The sequence below is a fragment of the Ruegeria sp. BHSA163 genome (genome assembly GCF_059613365.1).
The window spans coordinates 39,680-58,844 of sequence record NZ_JBXWSJ010000023.1 but is presented as its reverse complement, the minus strand read 5'-3'; the positions used below and the strand labels follow the sequence as shown (position 1 = coordinate 58,844).

Genomic DNA, 19,165 nt, shown 5'->3' with positions numbered 1-19,165 from the left:
ACCCCCCAATGCAATCCAGTGAAGCGACTCGCTTGACAAGGCGCCTGCAGGTGCCGCATGTCCGATCCGTTGGTGTCTGCAACAGCAGATGAAAAGGGAATGCGTCAGCGGGTTAAACCGTCAAACGCAGCCGCCCCCGCGACCGTGACCGGAGAGGGTGCCCAATGCCACTGGCCCGAATGGCCGGGAAGGCGGGACACCTGCCAGAGGCCTCCTCTGACATCCGTAAGCCGGGAGACCTGCCAGCGCCCGAAATCCAGACCGGACGGGGTGTTCCGGTGTCGGGACCATTGCGAACAGCGTGGCCCGCATGAGACCCCGTCCCCCACGTACCGCAGAAGGGGGATGAGAGAAGTGACAGAAACCGCACCAGTCGAACTGCTGGTTTGCACGACTTGTCGGCGCGGGCTTCCCATCGAGGATGACACCCAACGCCCCGGAACAGTGCTCCATCGGGCTTTAAAGCAGGCCGACTTGCCTTCTGGCGTAACACTAAAGGCGGTCGAGTGCCTTTCAAATTGTAATCAGGGGTGTTCCATCGTCCTGCGTGGTGGACCGACACGTTGGACCTTTGTCTATGAGAACCTGAACGAAATTGATCATATTGAGACGATTGTCGATGGCGCCACCAAGTACCTCGCCACAGGTGACGGCTTGGTCAAATGGCGTGAACGTCCTGAACATTTCCGCAAAAACTGTGCGGCCCGCATTCCACCGATTGGAGCCTGACAAATGAGCAACCTAGAAAAACTTCCCGTTACTGTGATCACTGGCTTTTTGGGTTCAGGCAAGACCACACTGGTCCGCCATCTGATGCAGAACCCTCAGGGTAAGCGTCTGGCTGTTGTGGTGAACGAGTTTGGCGATGTGGGTGTCGACGGTGACATTCTGAAATCATGCGCCATTCCGGATTGTCCAGCCGAAAACATTATGGAACTGGCCAATGGCTGTATTTGCTGCACTGTGGCCGACGACTTCATCCCGACTATCGAAGCGCTGATGGCGCTCGAGCCGCGCCCCGATCATATCCTGATTGAAACCTCAGGGCTGGCATTGCCCAAGCCATTGCTAAAGGCGTTTGACTGGCCGGATATCCGGTCAAAAATTACCGTTGACGGGGTAATTGCATTGGCGGATGCCGAAGCAGTTGCTGCAGGTCGGTTTGCGCCAAATGTCGAAGCCGTGGATGCCCAGCGCATGGCAGACGACTCGATTGACCATGAAACGCCACTGTCCGAGGTGTTTGAGGATCAGATTTCGTGCGCCGACATTATCCTGCTAACCAAACCTGATCTGGCCGGTCCCGAAGGCGTAGCCAAGGCGCGCGCGATCATCGCAGCCGAAGCCCCGCGCTCCCTGCCTGTTGTCGAGGTTGCCGAAGGTGCAGTAGATGTGCGCGTGGTCCTTGGTCTCGAAGCCGCAGCCGAAGATGATATGGATGCCCGTCCATCGCATCATGACGGTCACGATGATCACGAACACGATGATTTTGAAAGCATTATCGTCGATCTTCCTGAACAGAGCGATCCAGCAGATCTGGTCGCAAGGATAGAACATCTGGCCAATGAGTTGAATATCCTTCGCGTCAAAGGTTATGCGGCCGTCACCGGCAAACCTATGCGTTTGTTGGTTCAGGCAGTCGGATCGCGCGTGCGTCACCAATTTGACCGCCCGTGGAAACCTGACGAAGATCGCCGATCCCGTTTGGTGGTTATCGGAGAACATGACGACATCAAGGAAGCAGAAATTCGCAACATTCTTGTAGGTGTTGCCGAGCCAGCCGAGTAAAAAATGCACGTCGTCTTCCGCGAAAGCCACGGGCTTGAAGAAACAGAGACCCCAACCGATCTTGGCCAAAGCCCGGCAGATTTGGTTGTTTTATCTTTTTCTGACAGCGACCTGGGAGCTTTCGCGGCGGGTTGGCATCGTGGCGGCGGACCTGATGGTCGGATGCCGACACTGCGACTGGCTAATCTAACGGCATTGAAACACCCGCTTTCCGTCGACACCTATATCGAACAGACGCTGGAGGGCGCCAAAGGCATACTTGTCCGATTGATAGGGGGCGTTCCTTACTGGTCGTATGGCCTACAACAAGTTTTGGCGCTGGCACAGGCCAAGGGTCTGGCGCTGGCAGTATTACCAGCAGACGGGCGCGAAGATACCCGACTGGACGGCTATTCAACACTGCCTATTTCCACACTGCGCAGGTTGACGAATTTATGTGATACCGGCGGCGAAGTTGCGGCGCAGGCAGCGTTGGCGCAAATGGCGCTGGCAGCGGGCCTGTATGCCGGGCCGGTCATGGGCGCAAAAACCATCCCTGAATGTGGAGCATGGTGCCCGGATCGAGGGGTAATCTCGACCGACAACGCGTTTTCAGAAAACCCGAGACGAATTCTGGTGACATTCTACCGCGCTTATCTGACCTCAGCCGATACAGCGCCTGTGACTGCCTTGATCCGCAGCTTGCGTTCACGCGGTTTCGAAGCGTTGGGTTTATTCGCTCCGTCATTAAAGGCGCCGTCATCTGCCGATTGGCTGCGTGATACGGTTTCGGCGCTAAAACCGGCAGCCATAATAAATGCCACGTCATTTTCGGGCAGAGGCGCCTCGGGCACCTCACCTTTGGACGCCGCCAACGTACCAGTTTTTCAAGTTGCGCTCGCTACTTCGCGCCGAAAGGCCTGGGCCGAAGCTGAACGCGGTCTTTCGCCTGCTGACCTCGCCATGCACGTGGTACTGCCCGAGGTAGACGGACGAATTTCGGCAGGTATTGCCTCGTTCAAAGAACCAGGCAAACGCGACGCCAGTTTGGAGTATTCGCGCTTCGCGCACCGGCCAGAACCGGAACGGATCGAAGCAATCGTCGACCGCGTTTTCGGCTGGCTGAAGCTGAACGAAAAACCAAAACCAGAGCAAGTTCCCGTTTTAGTGCTATCCACTTACCCCGGCAAGGATTGGCAAATGGCTCATGCCGTCGGCTTGGATGCATTGGCGTCGGCCGAGGTGATGCTGTCAGATTTAAAGACAGCCGGTTATGTGACCGGACCAGTAGAACAAATCGCAGATGCATTGCCGAACGCCCGGATTTCTTGGCCCCTTACAAAATATCAGGAGGCATTGAGTGACCTTCCCGATCAACTACGCGGTGACCTCGAAGCTGTTTGGGGCAAACCTGAAGACGACCCCGCATATTTTAATGGTGCGTTTCATTTTACTGCTTTGCAACGTGGCAAAGCGGTTGTTGCCCTTCAACCCGAGCGCGGAACGCCGGAGTTGCGGGATAACGAATATCACGATCTTTCCCGCACACCGCGGCACGGATATGTCGCCTTTTATCTTTGGTTGCGGCGTGGGTTGAATGCCGATGCGCTGATTCACATAGGTGCACATGGCACACTGGAGTGGCTTCCCGGCAAGTCGGTGGCACTTTCTGCAGAATGTTGGCCCGAAGCGTTAATCCGTGACCTACCGGTAATATATCCTTTCATCGTCAATGACCCCGGTGAGGCTGCTCAGGCCAAACGCCGGATCGGTGCAGTCACGTTAGGTCACATACCGCCGCCTATGAAGCAAAGCAGCACTCCAGACCGGATGGTGCGGTTGGAAACTCTGTTAGACGAGTTTTCAAACGCCGACGGCCTTGACCCCAAACGCCGAGACCGATTGCAGACCGATATCCGCGACGAGGCCCAAGCCATAGGGCTGGAGAGCGATCTGGGGTTGGATCAAACAATGTGCGCCGCCGAAGCGATTACCCGAATCGACCGTTTTGTCTGTGACATCAAGGAAAGTCAGTTTGGCGACGGATTGCATATCTATGGCCGCGCCACTGATGTTACGGGAATTTTTGACCCCGCTCCTTCTGCTGAAGCAGAACGAGTGGCTCTGTTGGATGCACTTGCGGGCAAACGGATAGCAGCCGGTCCATCCGGCTCTCCGTATCGTGGCCGTTCCGATGTTTTACCCACAGGACGCAATCTTTACACGACCGATCCGCGCTCGGTTCCCACGCGCGCGGCTTATGCGCAAGGTGTAAAACTGGCTGAGGAACTGGTGCGGCGACACCTGCAAGAAGAAGGCGATTATCCCAAGGGTCTTATCGTTGATTTGTGGGGTTCCGCCACTATGCGTACCGCCGGAGAGGAATTCGCCATGGCACTTCATTTGCTAGGTGTAAGACCAATCTGGGACAAGGGGTCCGAACGGGTCTCCGGTATTGAAGTTTTGCCAATCACCGATCTTGAGCGCCCGCGGCTGGACGTCACCTTACGTATTTCCGGCCTGTTTCGAGACGTATTCCCGACCCTTTCGGCTCTTTTTGGTCAAGCCGTGAAGGCCCTTTCAAGTAGGGATGAAGCGCCTGATTGGAACCCTTACGCAGGGAAAGAACCTGCTGCCCGGGTCTATGGACCCGCCCCGGGTAGCTATGGCTTGGACATGACCCACCTGTCTGAAACTTATACGGATGAGGCGCTCGGACAGGCTGGTGAGGCTTGGTTGGACGCCAGCTCATTCGCGTTTGAAGGCGAGCATATCGCGCAGGACAGGGAAGGTATCTCGCAATTAGTCGCTAATGCAGATAGTTTCGTACACCTGCAGGATTTGACCGAGACCGACCTTTTGCTTGCCAATGACTACGCCACTCATGAGGCTGGTTTTGCAGCTGCTAAAAAGCTTACAGGCGGCAGCGCTCAACTCTACCACCTGGACAACACCAACCCGGAAAACCCACGAGCGCGTACTTTGCCCGAAGAGATCAGCCGCGTTGTCCACGCCCGCGCCGCCAATCCCAGTTGGATCGCCGGCATGCAAAGACATGGATTCCGGGGCGCGGCGGAAATTGCTGCAACGTTGGATCACATGGCGTCTTTCGCGCATCTTTCAGGGACGGTCGCGCCGCATTTGTTCGACCTTTATCACGATGCGACGTTGGGGAATGAAAAGGTCGAGGCTTTTTTGAAAGAAGCTAACCCACAGGCGCATCTGGCAATGCAGGATCGTTTCCGCGCGTTGTTGGAAGCTGGTCTCTGGGATACGCGCCGAAACTCTATTCGGGCTGACTTGGAGGGTCTCGGATGAGCCCGCCGCTGATAAAGGGCTGGTGTCCCAGCGCGCACCGACCAATGATGTCGGGAGATGGTTTAATAGTGAGAGTGCGACCTCGGCTGGCGCGTTTGGATGTAAGACAGGCTATTGCGCTTTGCGAGCTTGCAGATCGGTTCGGAAACGGCACAATTGACCTGACCAATCGTGCAAACCTTCAGCTTCGCGGAGTAGCACAAGCAAACCACAAAAAATTACTTACAGAGCTGGCCGAATTAAACCTTTTGGATGCCGAACCCGGCATTGAGGTCCGGCGCAATATTCTTGTTTCACCGCTGTATCGAAACGGAGACCAGACGACGACGCTTGCTGAAGAGTTGATGAGAAGACTGGCGGAACTTCCTGAACTGCCAGCAAAATTTGGACTTGCAGTCGATGTCGGCCAAACCAGATTGCTTGCGGCAGATTCCGCCGATATCCGGTTGGAGAGAGGTTTGGACGGGCTGGTTTTGCGTGCTGACGGTGCCGAGACCGGGTGCTCGATTACTGAAGATGAGGCCGTTGATCAGGTGATCCATTTGGCGCGTTGGTTCGCCCAATCCTTTACACCTAGCTTGCGTCGTATGGCCCAGCTGATTGCTGAACGCGATCTGCCGCTGAAATGGCAAGGCAAGGAAGTAGTTCCGATTGGGCCTATTATCCAACCCGGATCGAGTGAAATCGGACCAGTTTACGGTGCCGCTTTCGGCCAGCTTCCTGCCAGCAAGCTCTCGGAGCTGATCGAGGCATCTGGTGCCACTGCTATTCGAGTCACCCCGTGGCGAATGTTTATTTTGGAAGGCGGATCAGTGAAACAGGCATCGGCATTTGTCACTCACGAAAGCGATCCACTTGTCACCGCCGACGCCTGCCCCGGTGCCCCTCATTGTCCACAGGCGGAAATGGAAACGCGTACAATCGCCCGAGCCCTTGCGCCCCGCGTCTCCGGCAGCCTTCATGTTTCTGGATGCGCCAAAGGATGTGCCCGAAAGAAACCAGCAGACATAGTTTTGGTCGGCAATTCTGGACGATTTGATCTTGTAAAACGGGGCCGTGCAGGGGATGAGCCCTGCCAACGCGGACTGACATCCGAAACGCTTATGACTATGGACCTGACGTGATGCCCTATGAATATGAAACCGACGGCGCAGCGATCTACAAACAAAGCTTTGCAACCATCCGGTCCGAAGCCGACCTTGCCGGTTTCGATGCAAATGAAGAGCAGGTCGCTGTCCGCATGATTCACGCGGCAGGAATGGTCGGGCTTGAGGAATTCGTGCGTTTCTCTCCCGGGTTTGTTGTCACCGCCCGAACGGCATTGGAAAACGGGGCGCCAATCTTGTGCGATGCACGGATGGTTTCTGAAGGCGTCACGCGGTTCCGCTTACCTGCCAATAACGAAGTGATTTGCACTCTGCATGACGAGCGTGTCCGCCCTATGGCCGCAGATATGAGCAACACCCGCTCAGCTGCAGCATTGGAGCTTTGGCGCCCGCATCTTGATGGCGCTTTGGTCGCCATTGGAAACGCACCGACGGCACTGTTCCATCTGCTCAATATGCTTGAAGACCCTGATTGCCCAAGGCCTGCCGCAATTATCGGCTGCCCAGTTGGATTTGTTGGAGCGGTGGAGTCTAAGGATGCATTGTGGGAGGCGCAACCTGTGCCTTCTTGTATTGTCAAAGGCCGACTTGGTGGCAGTGCAATAACCGTTGCGGCGATCAACGCCATAGCGAGCCGCGCGGAATGAGCGCTGGCACTATATATGGCGTGGGTTTAGGTCCCGGCGACCCGGACCTTATTAGCGTCCGCGCCGATCGCTTGCTGCGCAATTCCCGGCACGTCGCGTTTTTTCGCAAACCCGGTCGCAGCGGTCAGGCCCGCAACATTGTGAATGGTATTATCCCAAGAGATGCCGTCGAATTCCCCATGGAATATCCGGTCACAACGGAAATCCCGATCCAAGACCCTCGCTACAACGAATTGCTGTCTGCGTTCTACGAAAGCTGCGCAGCGCATCTAAAGTCAATAACTGATCGAGGGGACGATGTCGTCGTGCTTTGCGAAGGAGATCCATTTTTCTATGGTTCTTTCATGCACCTTTACAGTAGGTTACGGGAGTATTCTAAAGTCGAGATCGTTCCAGCAATTACCGGAATGTCCGGCGCTTGGACGGCGACCGGCGACCCTATCACTTGGGGTGACGACATACTTACTGTGCTTGTCGGTACGTTGCCCGAAGAGGTTCTTACCGAACGCATGGCGCAAACCGATGCGCTGGTTGTGATGAAGATAGGGCGCAATATCGACAAGGTGAAACGATCATTGCAATCCGCGGGGCTCTATGATCGCGCGTGGATCGTCGAATACGCGCAGATGCCTAATCAGCGGGTTTGCAAACTGTCGGAAAATTGTGAAGGTATCACACCTTACTTTTCGATCATCATCGTGCACGGTCAAGGTCGCAGGCCATGAGTGGATGGGTCAAGATCGCGGGGTTGGGACCTGGTGACAAAGCTTTGGTGACACCAGAAGTTACGCAATCATTAGCTGAAGCCACTGACGTAGTGGGTTACATCCCGTACGTTGCTCGGATAGCTGAACGACCCGGCCTTACCCTGCATGTCAGCGACAACCGCGTTGAGATCGACCGATCAAACCACGCCCTGAAAATGGCAGCAGAGGGCAAACGGGTGGTTGTGGTGTCCTCGGGCGACCCAGGCGTTTTCGCCATGGCAGCAGCCGTGTTCGAGGCGTTAGAAAACGGCCCAAATGAATGGCGAAACATTCAAATTGACGTCCTGCCGGGAATTACGGCGATGCTGGCCGCATCGGCACGGGCCGGTGCGCCGCTGGGCCACGACTTCTGCGCCATAAATCTGAGCGACAACCTTAAACCCTGGTCCCTGATCGAAAAACGCCTGCGCCTTGCAGCGCAGGGAGATTTTGCCATGGGATTTTACAACCCACGATCAAAATCACGCCCCCAAGGATTTGAAAGAACCTTGGGAATACTACGCGAAGAATGTGAACCAGAACGTGTGATAATCTTCGCTCGGGCGGTGTCCCGACGCGACGAGACAATCAAATTCTCGACACTGGCTGACGCCACGCCAGAAATGGCTGATATGCAAACGGTGGTTATCGTTGGCTCATCACGCACGCGAATTATCGAAAGAAATTTAAAACCAATTGCTTACACACCGAGGTTCACTCCAGAATGAGCCAGCCATTCCAAAACCTGCGGGACACTCGAAAACTCGGTTCGCTTTGGCAGGATCGGACGATCTATCATCAGCACCGGAATACCCAGTGCACGTGCGGCGTCCAGCTTGGCACGTGCTCCGGAACCACCCGCATTCTTGGAAACCACCAAATCGCTTTGGTGAGACTCGATCAAAGCCCTGTCATTTTCGACGGTGAAAGGCCCGCGCGAAACGACCACTTTGCGCCGCGGCAACGGCAAGCTCTCAGCATCATCAACGACTCGAAGAAGATAGTGATGTTGAGGCAGCGCGGCAAATTCCTCAAGGTGCATACGCCCCACAGCCAGAAAGATTCGCTTGGCTGGTCCTTGCAGCGCAGCAACCGCGCCAGCAAAGTCGGGCACGCGCTGCCAGCGATCCCCGGGCTGTGGGGACCAAGCAGGTCGCGTAAGCGCTGCCAGCGGAACCTCTGCTCTGTGGCAAGCCGCGATCGCGTTACTGCTCATTCGGGCGGCAAAAGGATGGGTTGCGTCAATGACATGGCTGACAGAATGGTCTCTGAGGTATTGCTCCAGCGCCATCATTCCGCCAAAGCCCCCAACGCGCACAGGCAAAGGTTGCGGACGCGGCTCGGTGACTCGACCGGCATAGGAATACGTTGCATTGATACCTTGATACGCGATTTCTTTGGCCAGCGCGTTAGCCTCGGTCGTGCCCCCAAGGATAAGGAGGTTTGGCATGTCTGAGACTCCGTGGTTGACCGTTTTGGGACTGGGAGAGGATGGACTGGATGGCCTGCCCCGTTCAAGCCGTCAAGTTCTGAAGCGTGCCGAAGTGATCATGGGTCCGCCCCGGCACCTGGCATTGGTCCCGGAAACCGGAGCCGAGCGGATCGAATGGCCGGTGCCTTTTTCCGATGGACTTCCGGTTCTGAAAGCACTGAAAGGTCGAAACACAGTGGTGCTCGCCTCAGGTGATCCTTTTTGGTTTGGCGCAGGATCTGTCATTGCCCGCGAAATCGACCCGGCGGAATGGGTCGCGTTGCCTGGTCAATCGACCTTTTCGCTGGCAGCCGCGCGGCTGGGTTGGCCGCTGGAGGGCACACTTACTTTTGGATTGCACGCGGCCCCTTTGACCCGTTTGAGACCGCATTTGTCCTCGGGGTTACGTACCATTTTGCTGCTGCGTGATGGACCGGCAGTTGCAGAGCTTGCAACCTACCTCTCAGAAACGGGTTTCGCAGACAGTAAGTTACATGTGATGGAAGCTCTCGGAGGTTCGCGAGAACGCGCGCAGAGCGTTTCACTAACCGAAGCTCTTTTAGGTTCTTTTGAACACCCGGTTTGTGTCGGATTGGAAGTTAAAGGTAAAGGCAGTTCCTTTCCCAAAGCCTCTGGCAAGCCTGACGAAATATTTGAATCTGACGGTCAGATTACAAAGCGCCCTGTTCGGGCACTGACCCTATCCGCCTTAGCCCCCCAGCGGGGCGAACATCTTTGGGACATCGGCGGTGGAACTGGGTCAATCAGCATTGAATGGCTAATGTGCGATCCCACTCTTACAGCAACCTCGATTGAACCGCGAATTGATCGCGCTGAACGCATTAGACGTAACGCAGACGCGCTGGGTCAGGACCGCCTGCATGTTGTCCATGGTACTGCGCCGGACGTGCTGTCTGAACTTAGATTGCCTGATGCTGTTTTTATTGGCGGTGGACTTAGCGATCAATTGATCGATTGGCTTAGCGCGAACCTTCGACCGGGCACCCGACTAGTGGCGAACGCAGTTACACTTGAAAGCGAAGCAACGTTGGCAAACTATCACGAAGCGTTAGGAGGAGATCTCCTGCGAATCGAATTGGCCCATGCTTCAGCCTTGGGAACTCAGCGTGGCTGGAAACCCACCCATCCAATCGTGCAATGGAGCGTTACGTTATGATTGTCGCAGGGCTTGGGTTTTCCACAGCCGCAACAGCGGACAGCCTGCGCGCCGCATACGAATTGGCGGCGCGAGGGTGCACCATCGATGCGCTAGCAACCGTCGCGAACAAAGAAGGCCATAAGGCACTGACTGAATTTGTGCGGTTAACTGGCCTGCCCCTGTGTTACATCCGGGCCGCAGAACTCGCCGAACAACGCACTCTTACCTGCTCGCCCCAGAGCCAAGCGACTTACGGAACCGGCAGCGTTGCCGAGGCGTCCGCTTTGGCCGCGGCAGGCAGCGACGCGCGTCTGGTTTCCCCAAGACATATTTCGAATGATCGGCTCGCCACTTGCGCCATCGCCATCGGAGGACAAACATGACCGTTCATTTCATTGGCGCCGGACCAGGCGCTGCCGATCTATTAACTCTGCGTGGGCGCGATATCATCGCGTCATGCCCCGTATGTCTCTATGCTGGATCTCTGGTGCCAGAAGGGATTTTGGCGCATTGCCCCGAAGATGCAAAAATCGTGAACACTGCGCCGATGGACTTGGATCAGATCATGGCCGAAATCGCGAACGCACATTCAAATGGACATGATATTGCGAGGCTGCACTCTGGGGATTTATCGGTTTGGTCCGCGATGGGCGAACAGATACGGCGACTAAAGGAAATGGGTATTCCTGTCAGCGTCACGCCTGGCGTACCTTCATTCGCTGCAGCCGCTGCCTCTCTCGGCACCGAACTTACGCTGCCTGGTCTGGCACAATCGGTTGTACTGACCCGAACGCCGGGGCGAGCTTCGTCTATGCCCGAGGGAGAAACACTTAGCAACTTCGCCCGCACTGGGGCTACGCTGGCAATCCATCTGTCGATCGGGAATTTGGACAAGGTTATCGCGGATTTGACTCCGACCTACGGCGCGGATTGCCCGGTTGCAGTTGTCTATCGTGCCAGTTGGCCGGATGAACGAATAATTCGCGCTACATTAGCGTCCCTAAAAGACGCCGTGGACGAGAGCATTTCTCGCACGGCTCTGATCATGGTCGGACCCGCTTTGGCAGGTGAAGGATTTGACGAAAGTTGCCTGTATTCCAAAACTTATGACCGTCGATACCGTCCGCAAAGCGCAGATAGTCCATGGTCCAGTTGGAGCCACGGAGATGACTAACCCCCCGGGTGTCCTGATATCTGCCCCGTCCTCTGGCACGGGGAAAACAACGGTCATGTTGGGCCTTTTGCGGGCACTTGCAGAAGACGGGATGGTCGTGCAGCCATTCAAAAGTGGGCCGGACTACATCGACCCTGCTTTTCATCGTGCGGCGGCGGGAAGAGCTTCGTTCAACTTGGACAGTTGGGCAATGGGGCCGTCCTTGATCGGGGCGATTGCGGCCCAAGCAACCGGCGCAGATATCGTAGTGGCCGAAGGCTCGATGGGTCTATTTGATGGGGTGGCAAAAACAGGTGAATCGGGTCACGGCACCAGCGCTGAAACGGCGCAACGCATGGGTTGGCCTGTGGTTTTGGTTTTAGACGTCGGTGGTCAGGCCCAATCTGCGGCCGCAACTGCGTTGGGATTTCGGATGTACAACCCCGAACTACCCTTTGCCGGGGTTATCCTGAACCGTTGTGCAAGCCCTCGCCACGAACGTTTGACACGTCTGGGTATGGAACGCGCAGGCATGCCAGTTCTGGGTGTATTACCGCGCCGTGGCGACCTGACCCTTCCAGAACGGCATCTGGGCTTGATACAGGCCGTAGAGCATCCAAATCTTGAAAAAGCCATCGTTGGATACGCGGCGTTTCTACGTGAACATGTGGATCTTGAGGCAATCAAGCGCGCGGCTTCTTCAGGCCCATATCGGCAAACGTCTTCGGCGCTGCCGCGCCCGCCCGCGCAACGTATCGCATTAGCGCAAGATGCGGCATTTTCCTTTGCTTATCCACATTTGGTGGAGGGGTGGCGCGCAGCAGGTGCTGAAATTCTTCCGTTTTCACCGCTGGCTGACGAGGCTCCGGCCAAGGATAGCGATCTGGTTTGGCTTCCTGGGGGGTATCCTGAACTTCACGCTGACAGAATTGCAGCCGCGGAAACATTTAAAACCGGCTTGCGCGCGCACGCAAAAACGAAACCTGTGCACGGGGAGTGCGGAGGCTATATGGCGCTCGGTCGCGGTCTGATCGATAAGGAAGGCCAGCTCCACCCCATGGTTGGGCTCTTGGGACTGGTGACCTCATATGAAAAACGCAAATTCAACCTTGGTTATCGGCGGGCCGAGTTGCTGGAACAAATGCCCGGATTTTCTGCAGGAACCGCGCTACGTGGGCATGAGTTCCATTACTCTTCCATCGTCGAACAACCTGACGCCCCTCTGGCAAAGGTCTTTGATGCCGAAGGGGCGGAGGGACCACAGACGGGTTCAGTGCGAGGAAACGTGACCGGAACATTTTTTCATTTGATCGCAGAGGCATCTGGATGAGCGGTTTTGTTTCCTTTGTCGGATCGGGTCCCGGCGATCCGGAACTGCTTACACTTAAAGCCGTTGACAGGATGCAAAAGGCAAACGCGGTTTTATTCGACGACCTAAGCAGCGGTCCGATCCTTGCTCATGCCCACGAGGACGCCGATTTGGTCGGTGTCGGCAAACGGGCAGGACGCCCCTCGCCCAAGCAAAACCATGTCAGCCGCCTTTTGGTCGATTATGCAAAAACCGGTGCCCGCGTTGTACGCCTGAAGTCGGGCGATGGCGGATTGTTCGGACGGCTGGAGGAAGAGTTGGTCGCTTTGCAGGAGGCCGGCATTGAATACGAGGTAATTCCAGGCATCCCATCGGCCGTGGCTGCAGCCGCAGCGGCTGGTATCCCTTTGACCCGTCGTTTGACGGCACGGAGGGTTCAGTTTGTTACCGGGCATGATGTCAGCGGCAAATTGCCAGAGGATCTTAACCTGCCTGCCCTTGCTGACCCTTTCGCTACTACTGTGGTGTTTATGGGAAAGCGTACTTTTCCTCTTTTGGTCCAAACTTTGCATGGCCACGGTCTGCCCTTGGATACACCTGCATTGATAGCCGAAGCTGTCTCGACCCCAGAGCAATCGCTTTGCCGCACGACGATCGGCGAACTGTCGAAACGGCTCAAATCCGAGGTTGGAACTGCCCCAGCTTTGATCCTGTATGGCCCACTGGCGGAGCCTGGGAATGTATGACCTGACCCTCATCGGTATCGGTACCGGAAACCCTGATCACGTGACTATTCAAGGTATCCAAGCAATACGGAGGGCCGATCTGATCCTTATCCCCAGAAAGGGTGAAAACAAGTCGGATTTGGCCGGTCTACGCGAAGAAATCATTTCTCGGGCGACGGACAAGGCGCCGCTCATTGCTTATTTCGATATACCGAAACGGCAAGCGGGTGACGGATATTTACGCGGCGTGGATGAATGGCACGATGCAATCGCTGAACGCTGGAAGGCTGCGATTGAATTGCATCCAGATGCACGGAACATAGCGCTGTTAATATGGGGGGACCCGTCGCTTTACGATAGTGCGTTGCGGATCGCTGCGCGCCTTGATCCACGACCCAAAACGCGAGTGGTGCCCGGTATCACCGCCCTTCAGGCGCTAACTGCCGCCCATGCGATACCAATCAACGAAATCGGTGATCCGTTCGTGGTGACCACAGGAAGGCGTATCCGCGAAGAAGGTTGGCCCAGCGCAACAAAAAAAATGGCGGTTATGCTGGATGGCGAATGTTCGTTTCAATCCCTGAAGATGGATGACTTTGATATCTGGTGGGGGGCCTATGTCGGTATGAAAGAGGAAATTCTGATCAACGGTCCGTTGGCTGAAAAATGTCAAGAAATTATGTCAACCCGGGCAAAGGCACGCGCAGACCATGGCTGGATCATGGATGTATACTTGCTGGCCAAACGTACGGCGACTTGATAGCGACCTTCGTTTGCCACACAAGAACGTGACTGCACGCAAGTTCAAAATCTGGCATCAAAGCGTTGTGCAAATCCAGTTGGGTATCATGCGATGAAGCGACTTCTGTGGGCTACGTTAATTGTTTTAGCAGCAAAGGCATGGGCGGGCGATATCAAGCCGCGTCAAGGTTGGTATTCGCACACATCCAGCAAAACCTACGACACTCTGGTCAAAGACACTGTCGCTGCAATTAAAGAAACAGGATTGATTGTAGTAACCCAAGCAGGCCCGACCAAGGCCGCAGCAGCGCGAGGCATTACTATACCGGGCAATCGGGTGATAGGCGCATTTAACAACGATTATGCGGTGCGTATTCTCGCCACTTCGACCGCTGCTATGATCGAAGCCCCGATCAGGTTTTATGTCACCGAAAACGGCGATGGTACTGCGACGCTGTCATACAAAACTCCCAGTTTTGTTTTTTCACCTTACGCAGATGAAGGCGGTGCAGCATTAGGGGAAATCGCTGCCGAACTGGATGCAAAGTTTCTTTCGGTGGCGGAAATCGCAGTCAAATAGTCACACTGACGTGAATGCACTTGCTTCCGGTGCCGGGCTCCGCAATCTGCTCGGAAGTGAATAGATCGGAGCACGACCAATGCAGGACCTTCAGCCCCGCGCTGCGGATCTTTTGGCACAAAGACTTTACGAAGCTGGATGTCGTCACGCATTCGGTATGCCCGGCGGAGAAGTTCTGACGCTTGTGGATGCGTTAGAAAAGGCTGGTATCGCTTTTCATCTTGCCAAACACGAAAATGCAGCCGGCTTTATGGCAGAAGCAGTACACCATCGAGATGGCGCACCCGCCATTCTGGTAGCAACTTTAGGTCCCGGAGCCATGAATGGGGTCAATGTCGTTGCCAACGCCATGCAGGACAGGGTGCCTATGATCGTGTTGACAGGTTGTGTCGACGCTGACGAAGCGCTGACCTACACACATCAAGTGATGGACCACGGCCAGGTATTCCAATCCATCACCAAGGGTACGTTTCTTTTGACAGCCCGTGGCGCCGACGTAATCACGGACAAGGCCGTTTCCCTGGCCAATCAACCTCGTCCCGGTCCTGTCCATATTGATGTGCCGATCTCAGTTGCCGATTCCCGCGTGAAAAATGTTAAACGCCGCCGTTTGGCTAAAGCGGCTGCAGTCTCACCGAAAGGCGAGTGCCTTGAAAAGGCCCGTCGGTGGGTGTCAGAAGCAAAACGACCGATCGCCATAATTGGGCTGGACGTAATGTATGACGGCTCTCGCTGTGTCGTGCAGGCGTTTTTGGAACATTTCGGCATCCCGTTCGTAACGACCTATAAAGCCAAAGGAATTGTGCCCGAGGATCACCCCCTGTGCCTTGGCGGCGCGGGCTTGTCGCCATTGGCCGACAAACATCTGGTGCCCCTGGTGGAACAGGCTGATCTTGTCCTGTGTATCGGCTATGACCCTATCGAAATGCGTCCCGGCTGGCGCGAGATTTGGGACCCAGAGGAAAAACGGGTCATCGATATATCGGCCGTAGCCAATGACCACTACATGCATCAAGCTGGTTTAAACCTGGTCGCAGATACCGGATTGACCCTGGAGGCCATAGCCAAGGGAACCTCGGCCCGTGAAACTTGGCCAAATGGTGAGCCTGATGCCGCTAAACTTGCTCTTTCAAAGGACTTTCCAATCGATGATGAATGGGGGCCGGGTGCAGTGATCGCCGAAACCCGCGCCGCGTTACCCCCAGAAACACTTGCCGCTGCCGACAGCGGTGCGCATCGAATATTACTAAGCCAGATGTGGCAATGTGCCGAAGAGCGCGGTCTAATTCAGTCCACCGCGCTGTGCACAATGGGATGCGCTCTACCGATGGCGATTGGTCTGAAACTAGCGGAACCCGATCGCCCTGTGATCAGCTTTTCCGGTGACGCCGGTTTCCTGATGATTGCAGGAGAGTTATCGACCGCAGCCGAACATGGCGGGAACCCAATATTCCTGGTCTTTGTTGACGCCAGCCTAGCCTTGATCGAGTTGAAGCAACGTCAACGGCAAATGGGTAATCGCGGAGTGGACTTCGACCGTCATGACTTTGCTGCCATTGGCCGGGCATTTGGCGGCTACGGACACACCGTCCGCAATCGCACGGAACTTCGCGCCGCCTTAGATGAAGCGATAAAAGCCGACAAATTCAGCGTGATTGCAGCTGAAATCGACCGCGGAGGTTACGATGGCCGCATCTGAAGGCCCATTGAAAGGTGTTAAGGTTCTGGACCTGTCTCGCATATTGGCTGGACCTACTTGCACACAATTGCTGGGTGATTTGGGTGCCAGCGTCATAAAAATTGAAAACCCTGCGACTAGGGGCGATGATACACGTCAGTGGGGGCCGCCTTATGTCGAAGATGCCGAGGGCAACCGCTCGGACCTGAGCGCTTACTTTATGTCATCGAACCGCAATAAAAAGTCGGTGGCATTGGATATTGCTACACCAGAGGGGCAGGCGCAAATTCGGCGCTTGGCTTCACACGCGGACATTTTGATTGAAAACTTCAAACCAGGCGGTTTGGCCAAATATGGTTTAGACTACAAGACTATTTCGCAAGAGTTTCCCGGCCTCGTCTATTGCTCAATCTCTGGATATGGGCAGACTGGTCCAAACGCTTCAAAACCCGGCTACGATCTGATGGCACAAGGTTATGGCGGTGTCATGTCGTTGACCGGGGACCCTAGCGGTGCGCCGATGAAGGTAGGTGTCGGGATTGCCGACGTAATGTGCGGCATGTACGCATGCGTCGGAATTCTCGCCGCTTTGCGCCACCGCGATCTTACCGGCGAGGGCCAACAAATAGATTTGGCTCTGGTTGACACGCAAGTTGCTTGGTTGATCAATGAAGGGGTAAATTATCTGACCTCCGGCGATGTACCACAACGGCGCGGCAACGGGCACCCAAACATTGTGCCCTACGACGTTTACGAAACCGCAGACGGTCATGTTATTTTGGCGGTAGGGAATGACAGCCAGTTTCAAAGGTTTTGCCAGTTTTTGGAAAGGCCAGACCTTGCGGTGGACCCGCGGTTCGCAACCAACCCGTCCAGACTGGAACACCGCGAGGAATTGAACGCAGTGCTGCGCCCTGCTGTCCGAGGCCGAGATACAGACGCTGTTATTTGTGGTCTGGAAGCACTGAAGGTGCCAGTAGGACCGGTTCAATCTATTGATCAAGTCTTTGCGACAGAACAGGTCTCCGCACGGCAAATGCAGATCAAGATGCAGGCCGAACCAGGTTCCGTGAACCTGATTGGAAATCCGCTTAACTTTTCGCGGACACCTGTCACCTATCGCAGCGCCCCACCCGTTTGCGGGGCCGATACAGATGCTGTTTTGAGTGCTCAAAACCCCTTTGAGGATTGAAACACTCTGCCTAATTCGGCAGCAAGTTGCTGAAACATGTCGTTGAATCGGCGGTTTTATTCGCTTTTTCCATACACGAACTTTCACCAATTCGAGAGCAGGGTCGATACTGTTACGACGCCGCTGCACACTCTGATAAATCGAAATGTGTCAGATACCTCAATCGGATTGGACCCAAGCATGAAGCAAGACGTTTTCGGACAGATGAACACCTTGACGCAGCCGGCGAGTATCGACGCGTGGAATGGCGTTCTTCTTGGGTTCATGGCCCATGCTGCGGTCACACCTCAGCATTTGGGTAAGGTTCTCGAGCTTGAGCCGGATTTTGCACTGGGTCACGCGGTTAAAGGATTATTCATGGTTCTGCTTGGCCGCCGCGAAATGCTGCCCGTTGCGGTCGAAGCGTTGTCGGCGGCCCAATGCGCAGCGGAACGTCAACCTGTTACTGAGCGCGAACAACTTTACATGGAAGCCTTGAAACTGTGTTTAGACGGGCAACATGTGCAAGCCGTCCAAAAGTTCGAAGCAATCCTGCGCAACCACCGCGAAGATACGCTGGCGATGAAGCTCAGCCACGCGATCCGCTTCGTTTTGGGCGACTCGAACGGAATGAGACGGTCGATTGAACGGGTTATGCCCGCCTATGCGCCCGATCATGCAGGGCGCGGTTATCTGCTGGGCTGCCATGCCTTTGCTCTGGAAGAAACAGGGGCTTACGAAAAAGCCGAAATTGCTGGTCGCCAAGCCTTATGGATGGTGTCGGACGACGCCTGGGGATTGCATGCGGTGGCGCATGTCCATGACATGACCGGCAACGCGGCTTTGGGACTAAATTGGCTGGCTGGACGTGAAGATGCATGGGCCCACTGCAACAACTTTCGCTATCACGTCTGGTGGCACAAAGCCTTGATGCACTTAGACTTGGGACAGGTCGATGAGGTGATTGATCTTTATGATCAACAGATTCGCCAGGACAAGACAGATGACTATCGCGACATCTCGAACGCCACTTCACTGCTTTCGCGCCTAGAGCTTGAGGGTGTGAACGTCGGAAACCGCTGGGAGGAGTTGGCCGACCTGAGTGCCACAAGAACAGAAGATGGCTGCCTGATATTTGCGGACTTGCATTACCTGTTAGCTCTGACCGGCGACAACCGACAGGACGCGACAGCCAAAATTTTGCACCGCATCCACAAAGACGCAAGCACGGCAGAAGATGACGTTACCGGCCGAATGGCTGATCCGGGCGTAGCTGCCGCCAAGGGGCTTGAAGCATTTGGCGACGGGCGGTACGGAGCGGCCTTCGAATACCTGAGCGCCGTACGCGGATCAATGCAACGGGCTGGTGGGAGCCACGCGCAACGTGACATCTTTGAACGGATTACAATCGATTCCGGCCTGCGTGCAGGACGTCTGGACGACGCAGAACGAATTTTAGATGACCGACGTATGAAACGAGCAGGCGGCGAGGACAATTATGCACTTGCACGTCGCGAATTGATTGAAGCCGCCCGCAATAACGGCGACGTCCAAAGCGTCCCGGCAGAATGACAAAGTAGACTAAGAAGGACAG

18 protein-coding genes and 1 riboswitch are annotated in these 19,165 nt (G+C 55.4%); of the genes, 17 read left to right on the top strand and 1 reads right to left on the bottom strand.

Annotation, left to right across the window (positions count from 1 at the left end):
- The first annotated feature begins 53 nt into the window (after positions 1-53).
- A riboswitch (cobalamin riboswitch) is annotated at positions 54-261 on the top strand.
- A gap of 84 nt (positions 262-345) precedes the next feature.
- From AC2FNV_RS12470 to cobJ, 7 genes are read left to right on the top strand one after another with little or no spacing between them, the layout of a single operon-like run.
- Complete coding sequence (locus AC2FNV_RS12470) at positions 346-729, top strand: DUF1636 family protein (protein ID WP_170472939.1); 384 nt, start codon at positions 346-348, stop codon at positions 727-729.
- 3 nt (positions 730-732) lie between these two features.
- Complete coding sequence (cobW, locus tag AC2FNV_RS12465; RefSeq protein WP_170605099.1) at positions 733-1,788, top strand: cobalamin biosynthesis protein CobW; 1,056 nt, start codon at positions 733-735, stop codon at positions 1,786-1,788.
- A gap of 3 nt (positions 1,789-1,791) precedes the next feature.
- On the top strand, positions 1,792-5,085 hold the full coding sequence (gene cobN / locus AC2FNV_RS12460; protein WP_496773446.1) for a cobaltochelatase subunit CobN: 3,294 nt from the start codon (positions 1,792-1,794) through the stop codon (positions 5,083-5,085).
- Positions 5,082-6,209, top strand: a complete 1,128-nt coding sequence (gene cobG / locus AC2FNV_RS12455) for a precorrin-3B synthase (RefSeq protein WP_170605095.1) — start codon at positions 5,082-5,084, stop codon at positions 6,207-6,209. The genes cobN and cobG overlap by 4 nt, the downstream gene beginning before the upstream one ends.
- Complete coding sequence (locus AC2FNV_RS12450; RefSeq protein WP_170472950.1) at positions 6,209-6,838, top strand: precorrin-8X methylmutase; 630 nt, start codon at positions 6,209-6,211, stop codon at positions 6,836-6,838. Before cobG ends, AC2FNV_RS12450 begins: the two co-directional genes overlap by 1 nt.
- Entirely contained in the window at positions 6,835-7,563 is a 729-nt protein-coding gene (locus tag AC2FNV_RS12445) for a precorrin-2 C(20)-methyltransferase (RefSeq protein ID WP_170472954.1), read from the top strand. Before AC2FNV_RS12450 ends, AC2FNV_RS12445 begins: the two co-directional genes overlap by 4 nt.
- Positions 7,560-8,312: a precorrin-3B C(17)-methyltransferase gene (gene cobJ, locus AC2FNV_RS12440; RefSeq protein WP_170605093.1), complete on the top strand. Its 753-nt coding sequence runs from the start codon at positions 7,560-7,562 to the stop codon at positions 8,310-8,312. The genes AC2FNV_RS12445 and cobJ overlap by 4 nt, the downstream gene beginning before the upstream one ends.
- Here cobJ and AC2FNV_RS12435 read toward each other — a convergent pair.
- Positions 8,285-9,034 (bottom strand): cobalt-precorrin-6A reductase, encoded by a 750-nt coding sequence (locus AC2FNV_RS12435; RefSeq protein ID WP_170605091.1) that lies wholly within the window; start codon positions 9,032-9,034, stop codon positions 8,285-8,287. The genes cobJ and AC2FNV_RS12435 overlap by 28 nt on opposite strands.
- On the opposite strand from AC2FNV_RS12435, the gene cbiE reads away from it, so the two are divergent.
- From cbiE to AC2FNV_RS12385, 10 genes are all read left to right on the top strand, one after another.
- A complete protein-coding gene (gene cbiE, locus AC2FNV_RS12430; RefSeq protein ID WP_170605089.1) occupies positions 9,033-10,232 on the top strand; it encodes a precorrin-6y C5,15-methyltransferase (decarboxylating) subunit CbiE in 1,200 nt (399 codons plus the stop codon). The two genes, AC2FNV_RS12435 and cbiE, sit on opposite strands and share 2 nt — an antisense overlap.
- Positions 10,229-10,597 (top strand): cobalamin biosynthesis protein, encoded by a 369-nt coding sequence (locus AC2FNV_RS12425; protein ID WP_170605318.1) that lies wholly within the window; start codon positions 10,229-10,231, stop codon positions 10,595-10,597. Before cbiE ends, AC2FNV_RS12425 begins: the two co-directional genes overlap by 4 nt.
- Positions 10,594-11,388, top strand: a complete 795-nt coding sequence (cobM, locus tag AC2FNV_RS12420) for a precorrin-4 C(11)-methyltransferase (protein WP_170472963.1) — start codon at positions 10,594-10,596, stop codon at positions 11,386-11,388. The genes AC2FNV_RS12425 and cobM overlap by 4 nt, the downstream gene beginning before the upstream one ends.
- A complete protein-coding gene (locus AC2FNV_RS12415) occupies positions 11,381-12,697 on the top strand; it encodes a cobyrinic acid a,c-diamide synthase CobB (RefSeq protein WP_170605087.1) in 1,317 nt (438 codons plus the stop codon). The genes cobM and AC2FNV_RS12415 overlap by 8 nt, the downstream gene beginning before the upstream one ends.
- The gene (gene cobA, locus AC2FNV_RS12410) at positions 12,694-13,422 is read left to right on the top strand and encodes a uroporphyrinogen-III C-methyltransferase (RefSeq protein WP_170605085.1); all 729 of its coding nucleotides are present in this window, start codon (positions 12,694-12,696) and stop codon (positions 13,420-13,422) included. Before AC2FNV_RS12415 ends, cobA begins: the two co-directional genes overlap by 4 nt.
- Positions 13,415-14,161, top strand: a complete 747-nt coding sequence (gene cobF, locus AC2FNV_RS12405; protein WP_170605083.1) for a precorrin-6A synthase (deacetylating) — start codon at positions 13,415-13,417, stop codon at positions 14,159-14,161. The genes cobA and cobF overlap by 8 nt, the downstream gene beginning before the upstream one ends.
- Before the next feature lie 93 nt (positions 14,162-14,254).
- Entirely contained in the window at positions 14,255-14,722 is a 468-nt protein-coding gene (locus AC2FNV_RS12400) for a DUF302 domain-containing protein (protein WP_170605080.1), read from the top strand.
- 79 nt (positions 14,723-14,801) lie between these two features.
- Complete coding sequence (locus tag AC2FNV_RS12395; RefSeq protein WP_496773440.1) at positions 14,802-16,421, top strand: thiamine pyrophosphate-binding protein; 1,620 nt, start codon at positions 14,802-14,804, stop codon at positions 16,419-16,421.
- Positions 16,408-17,592, top strand: coding sequence for a CaiB/BaiF CoA transferase family protein (locus AC2FNV_RS12390; protein ID WP_170605077.1), 1,185 nt, complete (start codon positions 16,408-16,410; stop codon positions 17,590-17,592). The genes AC2FNV_RS12395 and AC2FNV_RS12390 overlap by 14 nt, the downstream gene beginning before the upstream one ends.
- A 180-nt stretch (positions 17,593-17,772) precedes the next feature.
- A complete protein-coding gene (locus AC2FNV_RS12385; RefSeq protein ID WP_170605075.1) occupies positions 17,773-19,143 on the top strand; it encodes a tetratricopeptide repeat protein in 1,371 nt (456 codons plus the stop codon).
- Positions 19,144-19,165: the final 22 nt, after the last annotated feature.